A 19,301-nucleotide genomic window follows, 5' to 3' on the forward strand; every position below is an offset into this window, starting at 1 on the left:
CTATTGTACCATTATGTTCCAGATAAAAGAAGAAAAGAATTGCTTCTGCATATTCAGTTCTCTTGTATAGCCTCGGTTAAAATGGATTTTATTTCTCCCAACGTTTTATCTGTTTTGAATTCATCCTTTGGTTCCGACCAGCTAAACCCATCTCCAATATATCTTGGAATCAAATGCATGTGATAATGAGTCAAATCATTGAAGATACCGCCATTTTGACATATGGTAATCCCATCAGGTTTAAATACTTTTTTAAGCAGCTTAGACATCTTCGTTGATACCTTCATTATTTCAAACAAAGTAGTCTCATCTATTTCTTCAACATCCAGGTAATGTTCTTTGGGCATGATCAGCATGTGTCCGTCGTTAAACGGCGCAATATCCAATACGCATACTAAATATTGGCTCTCGTATACAATGTTCACTTCAGGCTCTAATGCATTAACAATCCGGCACCCTAAACATTCCATGAAATCCCTTCTTTACTTTATAAATCATCTTCTTAAATAGACAATGTAATCTGTTAGTATCCCCTTATGACCTAATGAGTTAAGTATGGTAGAAATATTGCCTCTGTGATAAGTTCCATGATTCACAACATGCTGTATTATTTCCAAAATCGTATTTTGAAACTTTTCTCCCCTTGTATTGCTGTAGTTCACAATCTTCTCGATATCGTCAGTAGATAATAAAAATTCAAGAATTTGTGTTTGTAATTTGTTCTGATAGCTGCTAGCTTCCTCTATATTAGTGAATGGAGTTCGTGTAAGTGGTGGAGGTGATTCTCCTTTTATCCGAGCGAACCATACTTCATCAGCTGCGATCAGATGAGTAATAACTTCTGCAATAGATTTGAAGCCTAAATCCACTTCTTTTGCAAAAATCCCGTCTGGCAGTGATTTGAGATGGTTCATGATTCTTTCATTCGCCCAAACATTGTATTCATACAATAACACTAACTGTTCTTTTTTCATCAAGCGTCTCCTCCATTAAAATAGTTCAGTTTGCAAACACACATTTAAACCGTTCTACTCCAGGATACTTCTCACCTAAACTATTTATTGTAAATCCATTTTTCTTATAAAAAGTAACGGCATCATGATCGGTCTCTACAACGATTCTTTGAGCAGCTTTTAATGTAATGGCTTGTTCGATTAACGCACTTCCGAGGCCTTTATTTCTAAAATCAGGGTGCACCGCTATATGCAATATCTCCGTTTCAAGTTCAACATTCCTTAACCCAATTACTCCCGCCAGCTTAGATTTTGTATAGATCCCATACAATTCACGGTTTGGCTCAATCATATAACGGTCGCATTCTTTAGTTATTCGTTCATGCACCGGATACATACAATACGAAAGAAATTCATATAGATGTTGATGATCAGACAGCTTTTCAATCCTCTGATTCAAGTAAAATCCCCCTTTTGAAATCAGATATAACTATAGCCAAGTGTGAAACTTCCCATAAACCACGCTTACTCCATTTTTGCTTGCCCACTGCTTTAAAACTTCTATTTTGGCTTCTTCATCATTTTTAAATTTAAAATGTAGTTTTGTTGGAACCAGCTTCCTTCCATAGAGCTTGATGCCAATACTTTGCATAAAATAACCCGAAATGATGATTTTCTCAATTTCTTGTGCAGAAACTTCAGTATCATTGACCTTTATCTTATGCTGCATAAATTCTATATCCTTATATTTCTTCAGAATTCTCTTCAGCAATACAATTATTATTGTTAGTTGAACAAATATAAGGAACAGAACTAACAGGCTGCGAAAAACAGGAATAGAATTAAATTCGGTAAACATAAATCCGCTAAGCAACAACAAAACTAATAATACAGAAACCGCCAAATGAAAATAAACTGTCCCTGGTATTTGAATTTCAATTTTCTCTTTCATTTTTGTTTAACACCCTCTCACTGAATTCAGATAAGGAGTCGGTGCGGGATACGCCCATAATCATTTCCTTTCTTAAATTAATGTTTTGATTACAAAATTTATTAAAAACCAAAGTATTCTTTTATTTTCGCTGCCACGATATCAGGTTCCAGATCCGTATTATTTATTCGCATATAATTGTTGCTCGTTATTTCGCCGGGGTTTGAGTTAAGCCGATGATTTTCATAAGTTGTTTTTAGATCCCTTTCTGATCGTTCAATGTCTCTTTTCGTTGGTTTATTGCTGAGCCTGTTTTCAGTCTTATTTCTTTTTATTCTTTCTTCAAAATCAGCTTCCAGCTCTACTAAATAAACCGTTCCGCCTCTGGATTCAAATAACTCCGAAATCTGTTTTACATAATCCCAGTCACTTTGCAGATCAAAGCCCCATACATAAGTAAAAATGAAGCCTTTCATATCGCTTTTAGAAGCTTCCTCAAACATTTCTTGCCGTATCAAGTTGACTAGCCGCTTGCCAGACGGGGTTCCATAATTAAAAAATGGCGCCACAAATTCAATGGACATATGATTATGAAACAGCTTGAAGCTCGTCATATCGGCTAAGTGCTGACCTACTGTCATTTTCCCTACTGCCTGCGGGCCAAATATAATAATAAACTTCATAGCACTCCCCCCTCTCTAATATATAAAAGCAGCCGAGTGCTTGAACACTCGGCTTACCCAAATAATTTAATCGTCTTTTACTATTTTACCACGATATACCAGTTAGATGAACCGTTTTATAATAAAAAAACCCGAAGCTTAGTCATAACCAGCCTCAGGATTTTTAATATTCTAATGCGATAATGCAGGATCTTTGAGCGACAGATCCTTTTTTGGCATAAAAAGTTAAACTACCTGTGCTTTTGCAGGATTTCTCTTCAGAACGAAATTATGTTACAGGTGTTATATAGCTAACGGAACTCAGGAACACTATTGTGCGAAAATCAGCTTATTTAAAATTTTAAAGGAACTGAGAAGCCTTATTTACTCAAACTGCCTGCATAAACGGGGAAAAAATCACATATAGCGCTCCAGAGTTCCGTTACGTTTTCAAAACACCATTATTTCGCTAAATAGAGCTTCTCAGTTCCGTTACAATCCTTTTGTGGTCGGAGTCAGATCAATTTCTTTGCCTAAGCGCGAGGATTCGTACGTGCCCAATATCATTTGCAGCGCATGAATGCCGTCCTCGCCTGTTACGACAGGCTCCCGGCCTTCACGCACAGCATACGCCATATCGCGGATCTGAATACGGTGACCGTCAGGAAGAACAGAGAACGGCTCAAATGCCGGCAGCTCAACAGCTTCACCGTCTATCATGAGCTGCTTGATTTGATCATCTTCATAGACGAGCGTGCCTCTTTCTCCATGAAGCTCTACCCGTTGTCCCAGCTCCGGGTTAGAGGTTGTCGTCATGACCATGACACCCAGCCCGCCTCTTTCGAAGGTGAGGGAAGATACGGCAGTGTCCTCTACCTCGATGCTTCTTTGCAGTGCATAAGCTTTACCATAAATGGTTTGCACGGGACCCGCAAACCATTGCAGCAGATCAACGATGTGAATGCCTTGATTCATCATGGCTCCGCCGCCGTCGACCGCCCATGTTCCTCTCCAGCCAGCGCTGTCGTAATATTGCTGAGAACGATATATTTTGACATAAGCATCGCATAAGGTGAGTTTGCCCAGCTTGCCTTCTTCCAGCATCCGCTTCACATATTGCGCCGCAGGCGCCATCCGTCTAGGAAATACGGTCGCAAGCTTTACATTCTCCTCTTTGCATACTTGAATCATATGCAGCAGGTCGTCCAGCTTGATGGCCAGCGGCTTCTCACAAATTATATGCTTGCCTGCACGAGCAGCAAGCGTCGTATGCTCAGGGTGCATGCCGCTTGGCGTACAAATGTTGACAACCTCAATAGCTGAATCTGCAAGCATTTCCTCATAGCTCGCATAGTATTTGGCGCCATACTTGTCGGCAAATGCTTTTCCCTTCTCCTCGTCAACATCGCAGACGGCAGTCAATACTGCTTCGTCTAGCTTGCTAATGCCTTGCGCATGAATATCGGCGATAACGCCGCAGCCCATAATCGCAAAGCTGACTGGCTTAAGCATGCAGCTCACTCTCCTTGGATGATGAATTTGACACATAGGGGACAGCAGCATCGGCGTCCATTACAGCTCTGCTCGCTTTAATCAGCTCTTCATGCGTAAGCAGGGAAGCTTCCCCTTCGATATAGCTAAGAAAATCTGCCGTAATCGTTGTAGGAGGCTGGATCAGCTCTACGCTGCTCCATTCCTCTTCCCCGCTGGCGTACAGCATGATTGGAGTGCTCGACCCTAATAGTGGATCGCCGCTAAGTCGAAGCTCCGCGAAGCCTTTTGTTCCTGTAACAAAAATACGCCCGTCGCCCCAGGTCCAGCTTTTTGGCGGCGTATGCCAATCCGCGTAAAGCTGCGTGAGCAAACCGTCGGCAAGCTCCACTTGCACATTCACCGTATTATAGAAGGTTGGATACTCTGGAAGAACGCTTTTGCCTACCAGTCCTGCCGAGCTCTTAATCTCTTGACCCGTAAACCAGCGAAGAAGGTCATAGTCATGAATTAATAAATCGATTAAAATACCGCCGCACTGCTCTTTGTTAAAAAACCATGCAGGACGGGAAGCGGCGTTAAGCTTATGCGGCTTTCTCATGCCGATATGAACCATCTCCCCAAGCTTTCCTTCGTTGATATATTGCTTCAGCGTATAAATAGCCGGGTGAAATCTCTCCGTTAGCAGCATCCCAACTTTAATCTGGTTTCGCTCAATGATCGCTTCCAGACGCTCCAGCCCCTCTTTATTTACGACAGCCGGCTTGTCGACCATAACCGATTTGCCATACTGCTCACACAGCTCGATTACGTCTATTTTTTCATTATTTATGCTTGCACAGCCTATAACCCCAATGTCTTCCCCCAGCAAAGAGAGCTTGTCATCTACCAACGGAACTTCATATTTCTGTGCAATCCCTGCAGCGAGTGTCTTATCATGCTCCTCAAAAATTCCGAAACAGCTATAACCCAGCTCATACATTTGTTCAATAAAGATTTCAATATGGTTATGCTGACAGCCAATAATCGCAAACTTTTTCTCTCCCATAACCCTGCTCCTTTATCTCTTTATTTCATTAAACAGAGAAGGCCGCTTCAGCAGCGGTCTTCTATACTCATCTATCCGTTCACTCTACCCGTTATTTCTAGCGAAAATCTTGTCAGCCTCTACGCGGAATTCCTTAACCGCTTCATCGATCGTAGCTTTGCCAAATTGATGCTTTTGAATGACTTTCTCAAACAATGCCGTTACTTCGCCAGCACCCTTTGGACCCGCATCATACCAGGCTGGATTGCTTTGCGATACATGCTCCAGCATCGCAATCATCTTTTTGTCGCGATCCGTAAATTTCGGAGCTAAATATTCACGAACTTTTTTATTTTCAGGCAGTCCGCGCTCGGTTTCCAAAATATCTGCTGCCTCTTCACTGTTAACTAGAAAATCAATTAGCAATGCGGCTGCTTCCTGCTGCTTGGATTTGGCAGAAGCGCTAAAGAACATCGCCGTTTGCAGCACGCTTCCTGTTTGCTCGGCATGCGGATAAGAAATCATGTCCACATTGTCTGTCATAACGGATTGATAAGCTGGGAACGCGGCAATCCAAGTAGGTCCCATCATCGCTACTGTTCCTTTTAACAACGCATCCTTATTCGGGTCTGCATTGCTCAGCGGCAAAGCAGAAGCCGTAATATTGGCTGGAGGAGCGATTCCTTCCTTGCGCGCTGTCTCCCACATGCTCATCCACTCTTTTAGATTCTCATCGTTATAGCCCAGTCGATTGTCTTCCGAATACAGCTTGTCGCCTTTGGAGAACAAATAGTACATAAAGGCTTCAAGAGAAGAAGAAGAATCGAACAATCCGTATACATTGTCGCCTAGCGCAGCCTTCAGCTCACGCGATATGGCAAACAGCTCTTCCCATGTCGAATCTTTTTCGGGCTTATTGATTTTAGCTTGATCGAACATTTCATTATTAACAAGCAGTACAGAGGCGTTATCGGCAACCGGGATGCCTGTCAGCTTTCCGCCTATTGTGCCTTGATTGCTTAACACGTCTGCATTTAAATCTTCAACCTTTAGAGCACTGCCAACGAAAGGATTGAGATCCGCCAATACTTCCCGTTCAGAATATTCTTTAATATACAAGATACTCATTTGCATCACGTCAGGCGCGTTGCCTGCTGATACCTGTGTGGAAAGCTTCTCCCAATATCCGTCCCAAGAGGAGTATTCAGGAATGACCTTTATGTGCTGATATTTCTCTTCAAACTTTGCAATCGCTTGCAAAGTTCTGTCGTGTCTGCCCTGCGATCCCCACCAAGCAAAGCGCAATTCAATTTTTTCTTCTTTTGCTCCTTGCTCCTTATTGCCATTTCCCCCTTGTGGTGCACTGTTGCCGCCGTTACTGCCGCTTTGACCGCATGCTGCTAACAACGACATTAGTAAAGCAGATACTGCTGCGATCATTAAGGATTTCTTGAACCAATTGTTGCTGCTCTTCATGTCATTCACTCCTTGTGCAATTATCCTTGCTGTCTTTAATTATAGGAACCTGCATCGTAAACAAAATAATATAAATCTATAAAAAGTATTAAAAATATATAGACGATTAACAATAATCAGATGGATTGCAGCCCATATGCTTTTTAAACTGCTGGCTGAAGTAAGCATTATTTTTATAGCCGACCATAGCCGTAATCTCATAAAGCTTGTACTTCCCGCTCATCATAAGCTCCTTAGCCCGTTCCATTCGAACACGCGTTACGTAGCCGTTGTAATTTTCACCCGTGACATCCTTGAATATTTGGCTTAAATAATTTCTCGTTAAGCTCACTTCGTCTGCGATAACATCCAGCGTAATGTCTTCATCCAGATGCTCTTTCACATACTTTTTCATATAATCAACCGTCTTCTTATGCTTATGATTTACACGACTAGCCATCGCACTGCATAAAAGAGCCATCGTTTCCTTCAGCCATAATTCCAGGTCCTGAGCATTATTGATGCGCTCCAAATCTTGATACCAGCGAACATCCGGGTATATTTCCTCCACAAGCACACCCTGCTGATACAAGCTGATCGTAAGCATTCCCATTAAATCAATGACCACACTTCGAATGTAATGCACATTCATCGCCTTTAGATCATTCAGCGTCTTAAGCAGTTGTGTGATATGGGCTGTGAGCTCATCCGAGTTTCCTTCCAATACAGCTTCCATAAGCGATTGATAATGCTCAATCGGCTTGGACGGAAGTGATGCTGGCAGCTTGTTCAAGCTTTGTTCATCAGCTACTAGCCAGGTCTCCTCGGCAGAAGCTCTTTCGATAAGAGCATTCATTGCCTTACGGCAGGAACGCCAAGCCAAGGAAACGTCCGCTTCAATCGGCCCTAACGAAACCCATACATCAAGCTTTAAATAGCTTTTAATGGGCGCAATAAACTGCTGAATCGTATATTTCATTCTATTTTTAAATGTCTCCGCTCTTAAATGAGCAGGCAGCGCGAAGAGGAGCACGAATTTATCTTTTTGAACATCGGCCAAATAAACACTCGATTCTTTTGCAACCAGCTCTTCCAAAATATTTGTAATGGCATAGGTATACGTTAATAAATCTTTGCTTTTATAATGCGCTTTGCCGATCGGAACAGCGTATTCCAGCACGGCAGCGGCAAAGGCCTGATTAGCAAAATTGAGCCCCAATTGCTTTGTCGCCTTCCCAAAAAACTCCTTCTCGCAAAAATGCGGCTCCAGTATGCCCTTAAGCAGCTGCTTCTTCGTTTCCGGCAAATGGTAATTGACAAGCTCCTTAAGCTCTCGTTCTTCCTGCTCAAGCTGATTGCTTTGCTTTATCTTTTTAATCGTTTCCTGAAGCACCGCTTCAATTTCCGGTACCGTTGCCGGCTTGGACAAATAATCTGCTACCTGCAGCTTTAAAGCAGACTTCGCATACTTAAAATCCTCATACCCGCTTAGAATAATGACCTCTGCCTTGGAGCCCGCCTGTCTTGCTGCCTGCAGCATCGCGATGCCATCCATTCTAGGCATATAAATATCGGTCAATATTAAATCGGGCTGATGCTCCTCAATCATCGCAAGCCCTTCCATCCCATCGATCGCGAGGCCTGCAATTTCAACATTTAACCTTCGCCAGTCAATTGTTTTAGCTAACCCCTGCAGGGTCATTTGATCATCATCTACAATAATTGCTTTAATCTTTGCGCTCATGACCTTCATGCCCCTCTCTTAGCCGTTCCCAATCTAACGGAATAGTTGTCAGCTTCGGAATCGTGATCGTAATCGTCGTTCCTTGATCAAGAACACTTTCTACCTTTACGCCATATGCAGCGCCAAAATATAAATCAATCCGTTCCGAAACATTTCTTACGCCATGATGCTGCTGTTCCCGCACCTTGGCTGTATCCTCCATGCCGTGGCCATTATCCTCAACCATAAAAACAATAGCTTCCGGTAATTCCATCGCACGTATAGCGATAAACCCTTTTCTTCTGGAATGAAACCCGTGAATAATCGAATTTTCAACAAAGGGCTGCAATATTAATTTAGGTAAATAATAATCGTAAATGGTTTCTGGAATATTAAGCTGAATATGAATTTGATCCTGATATCTTATTTTTTGCAGCTCAACATAGCATGTAATATGCTCAACCTCTTTCCTGATCGGAATAAAGGATTCGCCGCTCGAAAGCGCGATTCTAAGCATTTTGCCAAGCAAAGAAAGCATTCGGCTAATTTCGCCTGCTCCCGCTTCAATGGCCTGCCAATTCATCACATCAAGCGTGTTATAAATAAAGTGCGGATTCATCTGCTCCTGCAGCACCTTAATATCCGCTTCTCGCTTTTGCTGATTTTTTCGATTCAGCTGATCGATCAGCTCCTCGATATTAATGGCCATGTTATTGAAATGGTTATTCAAATAACCGAATTCATTGTCGTATTCGTTGTCGATGCGCGTGTTCAGCCTGCCTGTTTTTAAATGCTTCATCGCATGGACTAGCCCTTTTATAGGATGAACAAACTGTCGCGCCAAAAAATAAGCAAACGTTATGGCCAGCAGAACGCAAATTACCGCCACAATAACAATCGTATTTTTAATTTTTTGACTGCCGGCCGTAATGCTTGTCCACGAAATCAAATCTAACGAAACCCATTGTGTTCGCTGCTGCTTGCTCCAAACTAACAGCTGTTTTTCATCGAAATGGTGGATGGCATACTGCTTTTGAAAACTGTCCTGATTCATAATATCAGGCAGCGCTTCAGAAATAGCGGAATACGGCAAAGCATCGCTTTTCACTTGACTGGAATCAACAATAAGCCTTGCATTCGTATCCAGCAAAAATCTTCCGTCATCCGCTGCTTTACTGGACAGCAGCTTGTGCATATACGAAATATTTATATTAAAAACGAGCACGCCAAGCTCCTTGCCCTCCGGCGACAGCACCTTTCGGCTAAAACTGACCACGTCATCCTTGCGCTGCACAAAACTGCCATTAATAAGCTTATTAGTGCCCAGCCATATATAATCAGCATGCTGAATCCTATCATACATAGGGGATTGCTCTAAAATCGAGTAAGCAAAAATACCATTTACCCCAGAATAGTAATTGTTCGTACTGCCCTTTGCATACAGCTGAACAGAATGAATCCCTTCCTTAATGTAGCTCTGCCTGCTCAGCAAATCGATTACCTGTTCATTTTTCTCAATTCTGGAGAATGAATTTTCCTCTTCCTGCAAATACTCCACGATCAAGGGATGGCTGGCCACAACTAAGGAATCGTATTCAACAGCCTGCAGCTGAATATCGATTTGCTTGTTAATTTCATCCAGCAATAAAATGCGTGAAGAGATCGTCTTGTCGACGACCTCTTGATTCGTAATCATATAGCTGGTTATTCCAAGCGTTAAGATGAGAATAGCAGAAATAATAATAAAAGAAGTGAAAAGGTTGGCTTGAAGGGAAAACACTTTAATCGGATTTTTCATAACCTTCACCTTCGTCTCGTGGTAGTTAGTCACTTGGTTGTCGGTTAATAGATTAAATGATTTTTCGTCAATTGTACACAATAATAAAAGCTACTATCGGAACCAATTAATTACACGTTTGCAGGGTATCCCTTACGGCCGCTGTTGTCTTCACTAAATTTTTATTGAAATGAACAGATATACGGATATTTAGTGCAGACAAAGGCGGACGCTATCGCTCCTTCAGTGGATACCCTGCCTACTCCAATTTGTCCTTATATAGCTTTCTCACAAGCTCTAACGGCAATCGCCTGAAAATCTATTTAATTCCCGTTGTAGCAATCCCTTCCACAAAATATTTTTGCGAGAACATGAATAGAAGAAAGCATGGTAAAATGGACAGCACGCTCATCGCATACATTGGTCCCCAAGTAACAGCCGAGGAGTTATCCAAAAACAGACGAAGCGCTAACGGCACTGTATATTTCGCTGTATCTGTCAAATAAAGCATCTGTGCCAGGAAGTCGTCCCATGTCCAAATGAAGCAAAACAACGCTGAAGTAATAATGGCCGGCATACATAGCGGCAGCACAATTCGAAACGCAATGCCGAGCTGTGAGCAGCCATCAATTTTCGCTGATTCGTCCAAATCATTAGGAATGCCGCGCACAAACTGATTAATTAGAAACACATAGAATGGTCCTACTGCCAAAAAGTGAGGAACAATAATCGGCAGCGCAGTGCCGATCCAATCAAAATTTTTAAACAAAATATATTGCGGCACCAAGGTAACCTGAGTTGGAAGCATGAGCGTAATCATAAGAATAGCAAACCAAAAATTTCTAAGCGGAAACTTGATTCGCGCAAAACCGTACGCAACGAGCGCACTCGACAGCACCGTACCAACAACTGATAGACCTGCGATCAAAAAAGAATTCAGGAAAAATTGTCCGAACGTAAAACCGGGTATGGCGGTCCAGCCGTCCAAAAAGTTTTTCCATTCAAAATGAGAAGGAAATAAACTCGTGTTGTTCATTTCCGTATTGGATTTTACCGAGCTGCCGAACAGCCATAATATAGGATAAATCATCACAATACTGCCTGCAATCAGTACAATATATTTCGTCCACAGCTTTGTATGAGACATCGTGTAGCTCCTCCTTGTTGCTCTAATTCGCATTAGTTTTCATAATGCACCCATTTTTTCGATGTGCCAAAAATAATTATCGTTGCTAATCCAATAATAGCGAGCAAAATCCATGCAAGCGCACTGGCGTAGCCCATATCGAAGAAAACAAATGCTTTTTGATACAAATACAAGGCGTATACTAAAGTAGAATCAATCGGTCCGCCCTTTGTAATAACAAAAGCCTGCGTAAACATTTGGAAGCTATTAATCGTTTGCATGACCATATTGAACAAAATAATAGGTGTCAGCATCGGCAGTGTCATTTTGAAAAAAATACGAATCTTTGAGGCACCGTCCACCGCAGCCGCTTCATATAAATCCTTCGGAATTTGTTTTAATCCCGCCAAAAAGATAACCATCGATGAACCAAATTGCCAAATCGACAAAACAATGAGTGTAGATAACGATGTGTTCGGCATATTAATAAAATCCGTTGTAGGTATTCCGAATGTGCCAAGCAGCTTATTAACCAGTCCGTCATAACCGAATAAATTGCGCCAAATCGCTGCAATCGCCACACTGCCCCCTATCAAGGAAGGCAAATAATAGACGGAGCGGAATATCGACATTCCTTTTATCGATTTGTACAAAAGCATCGCCACGCCTAGTGCAAACGCCAGCTTCAGAGGTACTGACACTACTACATAAACAAAAGTAACCTTTAACGCTTGCGTGAATGTTTGGTCATTCATAAATATTTCCTTATAGTTGCTTAAACCAGAAAACTGAGGACTCTCCAGCAAATGATAATTCGTTAACGAAAAATATAACGATTGTCCCATCGGAATAAGCGTTAGCAGAAACAATCCGATCAGCCAAGGCGATATGAATGCGTATCCCCATAGTCCGTCCATTAACTTATTTCGCTTCGATATTTTCATGGCATTCATCTACAATCACTCTCCCACTTTGTTGCGCCTTTATCTGTGATGTTCTTATTGTATCTAGGGGAGCTTGGGACAAAAATAATACAAATCTATAATATGTAATGCATTTATACAATGAAGTGTCGGCGACCTAACTTGTTGCCCTCATCATGTTAAAAAACAAGCGATGCGTCGCTATTTGTGGTGCGGTCATCAATGACCGTTAGAACCAAAAAGCAGTCTTTTTGTTGCACATGCGGACACTTATGACCATTAGAAGACAATTCCGCCGAATTCTCTAGCTTTTTTCCCGCTAACGGATATTTCTGTCCGCTAGAAAGTGGAGGTTGGCGAAAAATGAGCGCTAACGGTCATTCGTGTCCGCATCTTTAGGATCCATTCGAGCTCAACATCAACAAAAAAGCAACGACCAGAGGTGGTTCCTCTATCGCTGCTTGATTGAGAATATAAAAGTGCTTTTTACAACAATATTCCGTGTGGCAAAAAAGCATGTACACCTTTAACTCCATTCACAATTTGAGTAATTCGCAAGTCGATAATGGAACTTCCCAAAGCCATGGCTTCTACTCGTCTGAGCCCATAAAGCTCTCCTAGCAGCTCCAGCATTTGATCTAAAGCTTGAACTGTAGCTTCATTTAAATCTTCATGAAACCCAAAGGTAATCCAGCCAGTCGGAGTGTTGGCTCTTGGAAGCGAAATAACTGTATCTGGTAAAACTTCAATCGTTACATCCACCAACTCCATTGGACACTCAATTGCTTGGCAGCTTACTTCTCCGTCCCCCTGCGCAGCATGCCCGTCGCCTAGTGCCAAGTAAGCACCATCAACTGATACCGGGAGGTATAAAGTGCTCCCTTTCACTAATTCCTTACAATCTATGTTTCCGCCGCAAAATCTTGGCGGCCAGGTAGAATGCTCTCCACCTACCTCGGGAGGCATACCAATGTTCCCTAGAAAAGGGTTTAATGATACTACAAACTTACGTTCATTAATAATACAAGCTCCCGTCATTGTTTGATTATCAAGTGTCCACTCTAAAATTATTTCTTTATCATTCAACAATGACAATTTTTGATTTTGCCAATTCGGGTATCCTCCCGCTGCTGTAAACCCATAACGCCCCGGCTTAATGTCATTAAAATGAATTTTCAGAGTCATGCCTTTCCTTGCTTCCTCAATAAATATTGCTCCTGCTAAAGGATGTCCTTTCCCTTTTCTGGCGAATGGTTTTATTCTTTCCTCATAACTGCTGCCTTTCCCCCATCCTCCATCAAGCGTTTCTAATCGAAGCGTGTCTCCCGAATGAATTGAAATACATGGTTTAATGTCTGTAGAAAATGAGCCAACTAGAGCTTCTTCACTTAAAGGGATACTATGCATAGCCATGGAAACACCTCATCTTCTTATTTTTTACATCACGTTCTCATACCATTTGTGCATATACAACATAACCCAGCCCTAGATAACTGCTATCTCAGGCTGGGTCATGTGTGTCTGTATCTACCATGATTATACATTGACATTTATAAGGGGCATCATAGTTTTGTGTATAAAAAAGTAATTTTAATAATCTCAATCCAGCTACAGGTGTCCTAATTTCTTCAAGTATTTTTACCGCGGGCATCGATCTTAAGTACTTGCTCCAGCTTGCCGCCGCGGGTTCCAAACAGTTCATCCCGTAAATTTACTACAGTGCAGCAGTGATTCGGTATAAGAGATACGACATCTCCAATCTGAAGCCCGCAGTTGTCTGGTACAGCCAAAATGCCGTGCTCCTCGCTTAGCCGTTCTACCATAATCTCAGGATAATCCGGCAAATAACCGTATCCGCTGCGATGTATGCTAGCATCATTCGTCAGTGTCTTGGAGCCGGCATCCACAATTATATATCCAGGCCTTGGGGTACTAATGACTGTTGTATAAATCCGCATGGCGCATTCTTCTTCTGTAATCAAGCCGGGAAACAACTGCGATCCATCCCCGAACACATAGGCGCCGGGGCGCATTTCAGTAACTCCCGACAACTGACCGGCAAACTTCGAAGTCGGCGTCGATCCAACGCTGATCTCCGGTACATTAACGCCCCTATCCGTAATTATTTTCTGAGTCGCAATTAATCCTTCTGCTTCCTCAAACGCTACTTTTTGCGCACTTTCTGCATCTCGACAGCCATAAGCGTGACCTGCATGCGTCATAAGCCCTGTTACTGCTACACCCGGCAAGGCGCTAATAGCGAGTGCAAGCTCCGCAGAAGCCTGTCCCGGCTCCAATCCGCAACGATTCAACCCGGTGTTGATGTCCAGATACAGTGAGATTTGCATGCCTAACTCTGTGCCGACATCCGATATTCCTCGTGCAGCTTCTAAGCTATCCACACTGACCGTTATATGCACGCCGCGCCTAAGCAGCGCAGCCAATCGCTTCAACTTTCCAGAACCGACAAGAGGAAAAGCAATGAGAATATCATCAATGCCCCCATCGGCCATCACTTCCGCCTCTCCAAGCTTGGCGACCGTAATGCCCTTTGCTCCATAGTCCAGCTGCTTCCTTGCAATCCATACACTTTTATGGGTTTTAATATGAGGCCGCAGCTTTATGCCTGACTTTGCGGCAAGCTCGGCTGTTCGCTTCAGGTTCGCATCCAAAATATCAAGATCGACTACTACCGCCGGAGTATCCATTTGTTCTTGAAACATGTCGTTGCCTCCCTTAATTTTATTTTGTGTTTACAATTTCACCGTCAAGAAAGACACTGCGAATTTGTATATCTTCCGTCACAAAAATAAGATTTGCACGCTTTCCTATTTGCACGCTGCCGACTTCATGATCGATACCAATCACCTTTGCCGGATTCAATGAAGCCATCTTGAATAGATCGACCATGTCTGCTTCTGTATGCTGTTTCATATTAAATACAGCCCGGTCCATCGTAAGCAGACTTCCAGCTAACATATAATCTTCGGCCTGAGAAGGCGAAAACTCATTTTTTTCAATCAGATTAACGTCAACTGAAGAGTCAATTTGTCCAGTACTATCCATCGCATCCGTAATGATGATAACTTTATTTGATCCTTTTGTTTTCAAAATTAGCTTAAGCATTAAAGGACGAACGTGGCGCCCTTCACGATCCGGAATAACCTCTGCATAAATATCGTCGCTTAAGAGCACTGCCTCGTCGACACCTAACTCCCTTGTTCCTGCGTAGCGAGAAGGCGAAGGTGTCACGCCGCTTGCATTCGTGCAATGGCAGCCGATTCGGAGTCCATATTGCACACTATCCAAAATCGTCTCAACAGCAGCCTCTGAATGTCCTACCGAGAATGTAATACCATAGCGTGCCGCTTCCTTCATAAATAGTTGCTGACCCTCGAGCTCAGGAGCTAGCGTCCACACCTTGATTTGCGGACCTGCCAATTTGAGAATTTCCAAATACTCCGACGGGTTAACCGGGCGTATCGGAGAGGTAATTGCTCCATACTTTGGATTTATATAAGGACCCTCCAAGTGAATACCAACTATAAGACTCCCATAATCTCCTTCCTGTGCTTGCAAAACCCTATGTAGCCCATCGAATATCTCCTGTTCCGACTCATTGTACGAGAAAGTTGGCAGAATGGATGTTGTGCCATAGTTCAAATGAAAACGAGCCATAGCTGCAGGATTGCGATACGCCCAGTGTCCTCCCCCGCCATGGCAGTGAATATCGACAAAGCCTGGAGCCACGTATAAGCCCTTGGCATCGATCAGTTCCGCTCCTTCTGGCGTCTGTAACTGCTCCGCCTCGCCGCATGCTATAATGCGTCCATTATCTATCCATACGGTGCCTTGTTCAATCAAGCGATCGGGCATCACAACTTTTGCATTCACTATCACTTTCATACTCACTCTTCCCCCCATGATCATAATCTAGTAAATTAAGATAGTTTTATTAGCTGCCCGCCATCAACAACAATAGAATGTCCTGTCATATAGGCAGCATCCTGTGAGGCAAGGAAAAGCGCTGCAGCCGCTATCTCTTCTGGCAAACCAACCCGGCCTAGAGGAATCGTTTTCAAATAAGCGGAAATGGCTTCCTGATTATCAATGAGCGGTTTTGTTAGCCTCGTTTCAATAAAACCCGGACAAACTCCATTTACCCGGATACCCATCGGCGCCAATTCCAAAGCCATAGACATAGTTAAAGAATTTATTCCAGCTTTTGAAGCATTGTAATGAACTTGATCTCCCTCAGATGCTATCCCATTCACACTGGAGATATTAATAATCGATCCCCGTCCAGTCTTTGACATCTCCTTAGCGACAGCTTGAGAGGCCAAGAAGGAGCCCTTCAAATTCACATCAATATGAAGATCCCAATCCTCTTCCTCAATTTCTAGGAACGGCGCCGGTTTGCAAACACCGGCACTGTTCACGAGCGTATCAATCGGTCCAAAGGCCGCAATCGCTTCGGAGACCATCCGTTCCACATCCGACTTGCACCGGACATCAGCGTTCACCGCAATAGCTTCCCCACCAGAAGCATGGATAGATTGTACTGTTTCTTCCAAAGCACCATCCTCAATGCCCGCCACTGTCACTCTTGCGCCTTCTTGCGCGAATCTATACGCAATAGCTTGACCAATACCGCTCGAACCGCCTGTTATTAGTGTATGTTGTCCGATTAGTCGCATAAGCTTCCCCTACCTTTAATTAATTGACCTGAAGTTGGTATGATATGGTTCGATTATAAAACCTTGGTTTCAAAATTGCAAAGTATATTATTTGGGGCTAACAAAAAAAGAGAAACCCCTACTTACAAAAAGGAGTTTCTCTTCAGTTAATCCGGTACTTCTATATAATCCGATACTCTCGACTTCAATATTTCAATCAACTCTGTATCCATAAATTTATAATCGTCGGGAATATCCAGACAAATCAATTCCTTATGTTTAATTGCATATGGGAACTTATCCCTCAATCTTCTTACATGTTTCTTTTCCATTACAAATATCACATCCGCCCAGCCGATATGCCCTTCTGTCACTTTAATTCTCGCGGCTTCTTCTGTCCCTGCTGAGCGCACTTCATACCCATTAAATTTATCAAAAATCTTCTCCGCTGTTAAGCTGCGCCATTTATTACGGCTGCAAATAAAAAGTAATTTTATGTTTGTCACCTATTCTTAGCGTTCTCCATTTCCCCACATTCTTTCAACTGCAATTAACTTGTTAGCATCTAATGTTAGCTTATAAATATCGGGCATCGACGTCGATTCCCAAAAAGAATAACCATATCGGTTATCGAAATGGTTCAACATTAATGTCATAATGTCACCATGCGTTCCAATTACTATTTTCCTGCCTTTATTTGATTCAATAATGCTTGTAATAACATTCACCGCTCTTTTCTGAGCATTTTTCAAAATATTTCTTACTACTTGTGCATCTCTAACGCCTTGATCCGATAATCCTCTAGTCCGCTCACTGCCTTCTACAAAGACAGAGTCCGCATGTCTGACAAAATATAAGATGGTTTCCACGACTTCTCTACCACCAATTCGATTCGTTATTATTTGCCGTCAATAATTTCAATAATCTGTTTAATATGTCTTTGCTCATGCAGGTATATTGATTTAACCCATTCCATTAATAACATCTCTTTAAAAACCGGATGAACAAAATGTCTTCTGCTTAGCACTGTGGGATCTTCAAGCGTGTTTAATATTTCATTTAGCTTCGCCCTTGAATGGTTTAGCTTTTCAATAATTTCTTGGCGATCAATAAATCCGCTAGATGGTCGAGCAATCTCTGGGGCCTCTATCTTTTTACTTCTATCCAGTAAAAAATCCAGTGCTTTATCCCCTACGACAGAATCCTCGTTACTCTTTAAGCCCCTTTTAATAGCAGCAACATATAATTCTTCCGTCTTAATTAAATGCTGATAAATTTGATTAATAGTCCAGCTATTTGAATCTTTCTGCTTATGTAATTGCTCTTCACTCAGTCCATTAAGAGTTTTTAGCAAATCCTCTCTTGTTTCTTTTAAATTTCGATGAATTTCTTGAAGTTCCATATAAAGCCCCCTCATTTAATATTTTCCTAACCCAAACCCACTTTACTTTCTTGAGTACTCATATAAAATTAGCCCTGAATAACTCACGTTAAACCCGTTTTTAATTTTTTCATATTCACCTGGTTCAATTCCAAAAGAAAAGTCGGACCCTGGTCCGGCTCCTGTTTGACCGAGCTGAATCGCATTACCTTGGAGATCTGTTAGCCGAAGATCATTATATGACCCTCTAGAAGTATACGTTCCGTCATCATTAATTAGCATATTATAAAGAAAACTTCCATTATAAAAGTCTAAGTTATAAGTTGTATGAAAACTAAAATAAATATCATTGCCCCTATTCCACACCTGCTGGAGTAATATATTCGTGTTATGGGTCTCCGCAATCTTAATATTAAGTTCTTGAGGTTCTTCTGTATCAAAAGGAATCCATTCTGGTTTGATCGCAAGATCAATCTTAATATTGTCTTTCTTAGTAATCGTGTAATGATCACGCTTCAATACATTACTTAATATTCTATTATCACTAAAGTATTCATAACTTACATAACCGGCATAAAAGAGTACCAACATTAACAGAGCTATATATAATGGTCTTTTTTTCATAAGGCTTTCCTTTCCAACTACGTATGGCATCAAAAAATCAGAGAGCTTTATTATTTGTATAATTGCTTCAAATAGTATTGTATTCCAGCCCTGTCTACATCAGAAAAGTTTTGAGGATTATTTTCCAATAATTCTTTTAAATCTGTTACCTTGATCCATCTAACTCCTGTTGTATCGTCTCCTGACTCTAGCAATTCACCGTTTGCTTTGCATCTAAAATAATAGCCTACAGAATCTACGGGACCTTTGACAGTTTGATAAGCAGCAAATGGCTTCATACATTCTACTTCAAAGTATCTTCCTTCTGTAACAATTCTTGTATCTTCTCCTTCAATTTCAGAAAGATCTAAACCCGTTTCCTCTTTCACTTCTCTCCTCAATGCTTGAATCAGAGATTCAAATGGTTCTACCTGCCCGCCAGGAAGTTCAATTGTTATTGGCTCGTTCGGTTTTACCCTATTCTGAATGACAATTTCAGCCTCATTATCGATGTTATCGATGTACCGTTGTTTATTGCATAATAAAAGTGCCGAAGATTGCAGCGTAAAAATG

21 protein-coding genes are annotated in these 19,301 nt (G+C 41.9%); all 21 read right to left on the reverse strand.

What is annotated here, in order from left to right; translation table 11 throughout:
• Window positions 1-53: 53 nt before the first annotated feature.
• Window positions 54-470 carry an HIT family protein gene (locus V1L65_RS19925; protein WP_331700991.1) on the reverse strand — a complete coding sequence of 139 codons (417 nt, stop codon included), beginning with the start codon at window positions 468-470 and terminating at the stop codon, window positions 54-56.
• A gap of 24 nt (window positions 471-494) precedes the next feature.
• Entirely contained in the window at window positions 495-974 is a 480-nt protein-coding gene (locus tag V1L65_RS19930; RefSeq protein ID WP_331700992.1) for a DinB family protein, read from the reverse strand.
• A 25-nt stretch (window positions 975-999) separates the two neighbouring features.
• On the reverse strand, window positions 1,000-1,413 hold the full coding sequence (locus tag V1L65_RS19935) for a GNAT family N-acetyltransferase (protein WP_331700993.1): 414 nt from the start codon (window positions 1,411-1,413) through the stop codon (window positions 1,000-1,002).
• A 30-nt stretch (window positions 1,414-1,443) separates the two neighbouring features.
• On the reverse strand, window positions 1,444-1,905 hold the full coding sequence (locus V1L65_RS19940) for a hypothetical protein (RefSeq protein WP_331700994.1): 462 nt from the start codon (window positions 1,903-1,905) through the stop codon (window positions 1,444-1,446).
• Window positions 1,906-2,006: 101 nt separating this feature from the next.
• Window positions 2,007-2,567 (reverse strand): AAA family ATPase, encoded by a 561-nt coding sequence (locus tag V1L65_RS19945; protein WP_331700995.1) that lies wholly within the window; start codon window positions 2,565-2,567, stop codon window positions 2,007-2,009.
• A gap of 471 nt (window positions 2,568-3,038) precedes the next feature.
• Entirely contained in the window at window positions 3,039-4,058 is a 1,020-nt protein-coding gene (locus V1L65_RS19950) for a Gfo/Idh/MocA family protein (protein WP_331700996.1), read from the reverse strand.
• Window positions 4,051-5,085, reverse strand: coding sequence for a Gfo/Idh/MocA family protein (locus V1L65_RS19955; RefSeq protein WP_331700997.1), 1,035 nt, complete (start codon window positions 5,083-5,085; stop codon window positions 4,051-4,053). The genes V1L65_RS19950 and V1L65_RS19955 overlap by 8 nt, the downstream gene beginning before the upstream one ends.
• An 84-nt stretch (window positions 5,086-5,169) precedes the next feature.
• Complete coding sequence (locus V1L65_RS19960; RefSeq protein WP_331700998.1) at window positions 5,170-6,540, reverse strand: ABC transporter substrate-binding protein; 1,371 nt, start codon at window positions 6,538-6,540, stop codon at window positions 5,170-5,172.
• 106 nt (window positions 6,541-6,646) lie between these two features.
• Window positions 6,647-8,263, reverse strand: coding sequence for a response regulator transcription factor (locus tag V1L65_RS19965; protein ID WP_331700999.1), 1,617 nt, complete (start codon window positions 8,261-8,263; stop codon window positions 6,647-6,649).
• Window positions 8,247-10,121, reverse strand: a complete 1,875-nt coding sequence (locus tag V1L65_RS19970; protein WP_331701000.1) for a sensor histidine kinase — start codon at window positions 10,119-10,121, stop codon at window positions 8,247-8,249. The genes V1L65_RS19965 and V1L65_RS19970 overlap by 17 nt, the downstream gene beginning before the upstream one ends.
• A 217-nt stretch (window positions 10,122-10,338) precedes the next feature.
• On the reverse strand, window positions 10,339-11,166 hold the full coding sequence (locus tag V1L65_RS19975) for a carbohydrate ABC transporter permease (protein WP_331701001.1): 828 nt from the start codon (window positions 11,164-11,166) through the stop codon (window positions 10,339-10,341).
• A 32-nt stretch (window positions 11,167-11,198) separates the two neighbouring features.
• Window positions 11,199-12,098: a carbohydrate ABC transporter permease gene (locus V1L65_RS19980; protein ID WP_331701002.1), complete on the reverse strand. Its 900-nt coding sequence runs from the start codon at window positions 12,096-12,098 to the stop codon at window positions 11,199-11,201.
• Between the two features lie 456 nt (window positions 12,099-12,554).
• Complete coding sequence (locus V1L65_RS19985) at window positions 12,555-13,481, reverse strand: acetamidase/formamidase family protein (protein WP_331701003.1); 927 nt, start codon at window positions 13,479-13,481, stop codon at window positions 12,555-12,557.
• A 215-nt stretch (window positions 13,482-13,696) separates the two neighbouring features.
• Window positions 13,697-14,791 (reverse strand): alanine racemase, encoded by a 1,095-nt coding sequence (locus tag V1L65_RS19990; protein ID WP_331701004.1) that lies wholly within the window; start codon window positions 14,789-14,791, stop codon window positions 13,697-13,699.
• Window positions 14,792-14,810: 19 nt separating this feature from the next.
• Window positions 14,811-15,974 carry an N-acetylglucosamine-6-phosphate deacetylase gene (locus V1L65_RS19995; RefSeq protein ID WP_331701005.1) on the reverse strand — a complete coding sequence of 388 codons (1,164 nt, stop codon included), beginning with the start codon at window positions 15,972-15,974 and terminating at the stop codon, window positions 14,811-14,813.
• A gap of 35 nt (window positions 15,975-16,009) precedes the next feature.
• Complete coding sequence (locus tag V1L65_RS20000) at window positions 16,010-16,765, reverse strand: SDR family NAD(P)-dependent oxidoreductase (protein WP_331701006.1); 756 nt, start codon at window positions 16,763-16,765, stop codon at window positions 16,010-16,012.
• 146 nt (window positions 16,766-16,911) lie between these two features.
• Complete coding sequence (locus tag V1L65_RS20005; RefSeq protein WP_331701012.1) at window positions 16,912-17,241, reverse strand: low molecular weight protein tyrosine phosphatase family protein; 330 nt, start codon at window positions 17,239-17,241, stop codon at window positions 16,912-16,914.
• Between the two features lie 15 nt (window positions 17,242-17,256).
• On the reverse strand, window positions 17,257-17,613 hold the full coding sequence (locus tag V1L65_RS20010; protein WP_331701007.1) for a histidine phosphatase family protein: 357 nt from the start codon (window positions 17,611-17,613) through the stop codon (window positions 17,257-17,259).
• Between the two features lie 29 nt (window positions 17,614-17,642).
• Window positions 17,643-18,146, reverse strand: coding sequence for a DinB family protein (locus tag V1L65_RS20015; RefSeq protein WP_331701008.1), 504 nt, complete (start codon window positions 18,144-18,146; stop codon window positions 17,643-17,645).
• Window positions 18,147-18,188: 42 nt separating this feature from the next.
• Window positions 18,189-18,779, reverse strand: coding sequence for a hypothetical protein (locus V1L65_RS20020; RefSeq protein ID WP_331701009.1), 591 nt, complete (start codon window positions 18,777-18,779; stop codon window positions 18,189-18,191).
• A gap of 20 nt (window positions 18,780-18,799) precedes the next feature.
• The coding region (locus V1L65_RS20025) for an NUDIX hydrolase (RefSeq protein WP_331701010.1) at window positions 18,800-19,301 on the reverse strand (502 nt) is incomplete at its 5' end.

The sequence above is a fragment of the Paenibacillus sp. IITD108 genome (assembly GCF_036541265.1).
Classification (GTDB): domain Bacteria; phylum Bacillota; class Bacilli; order Paenibacillales; family Paenibacillaceae; genus Pristimantibacillus.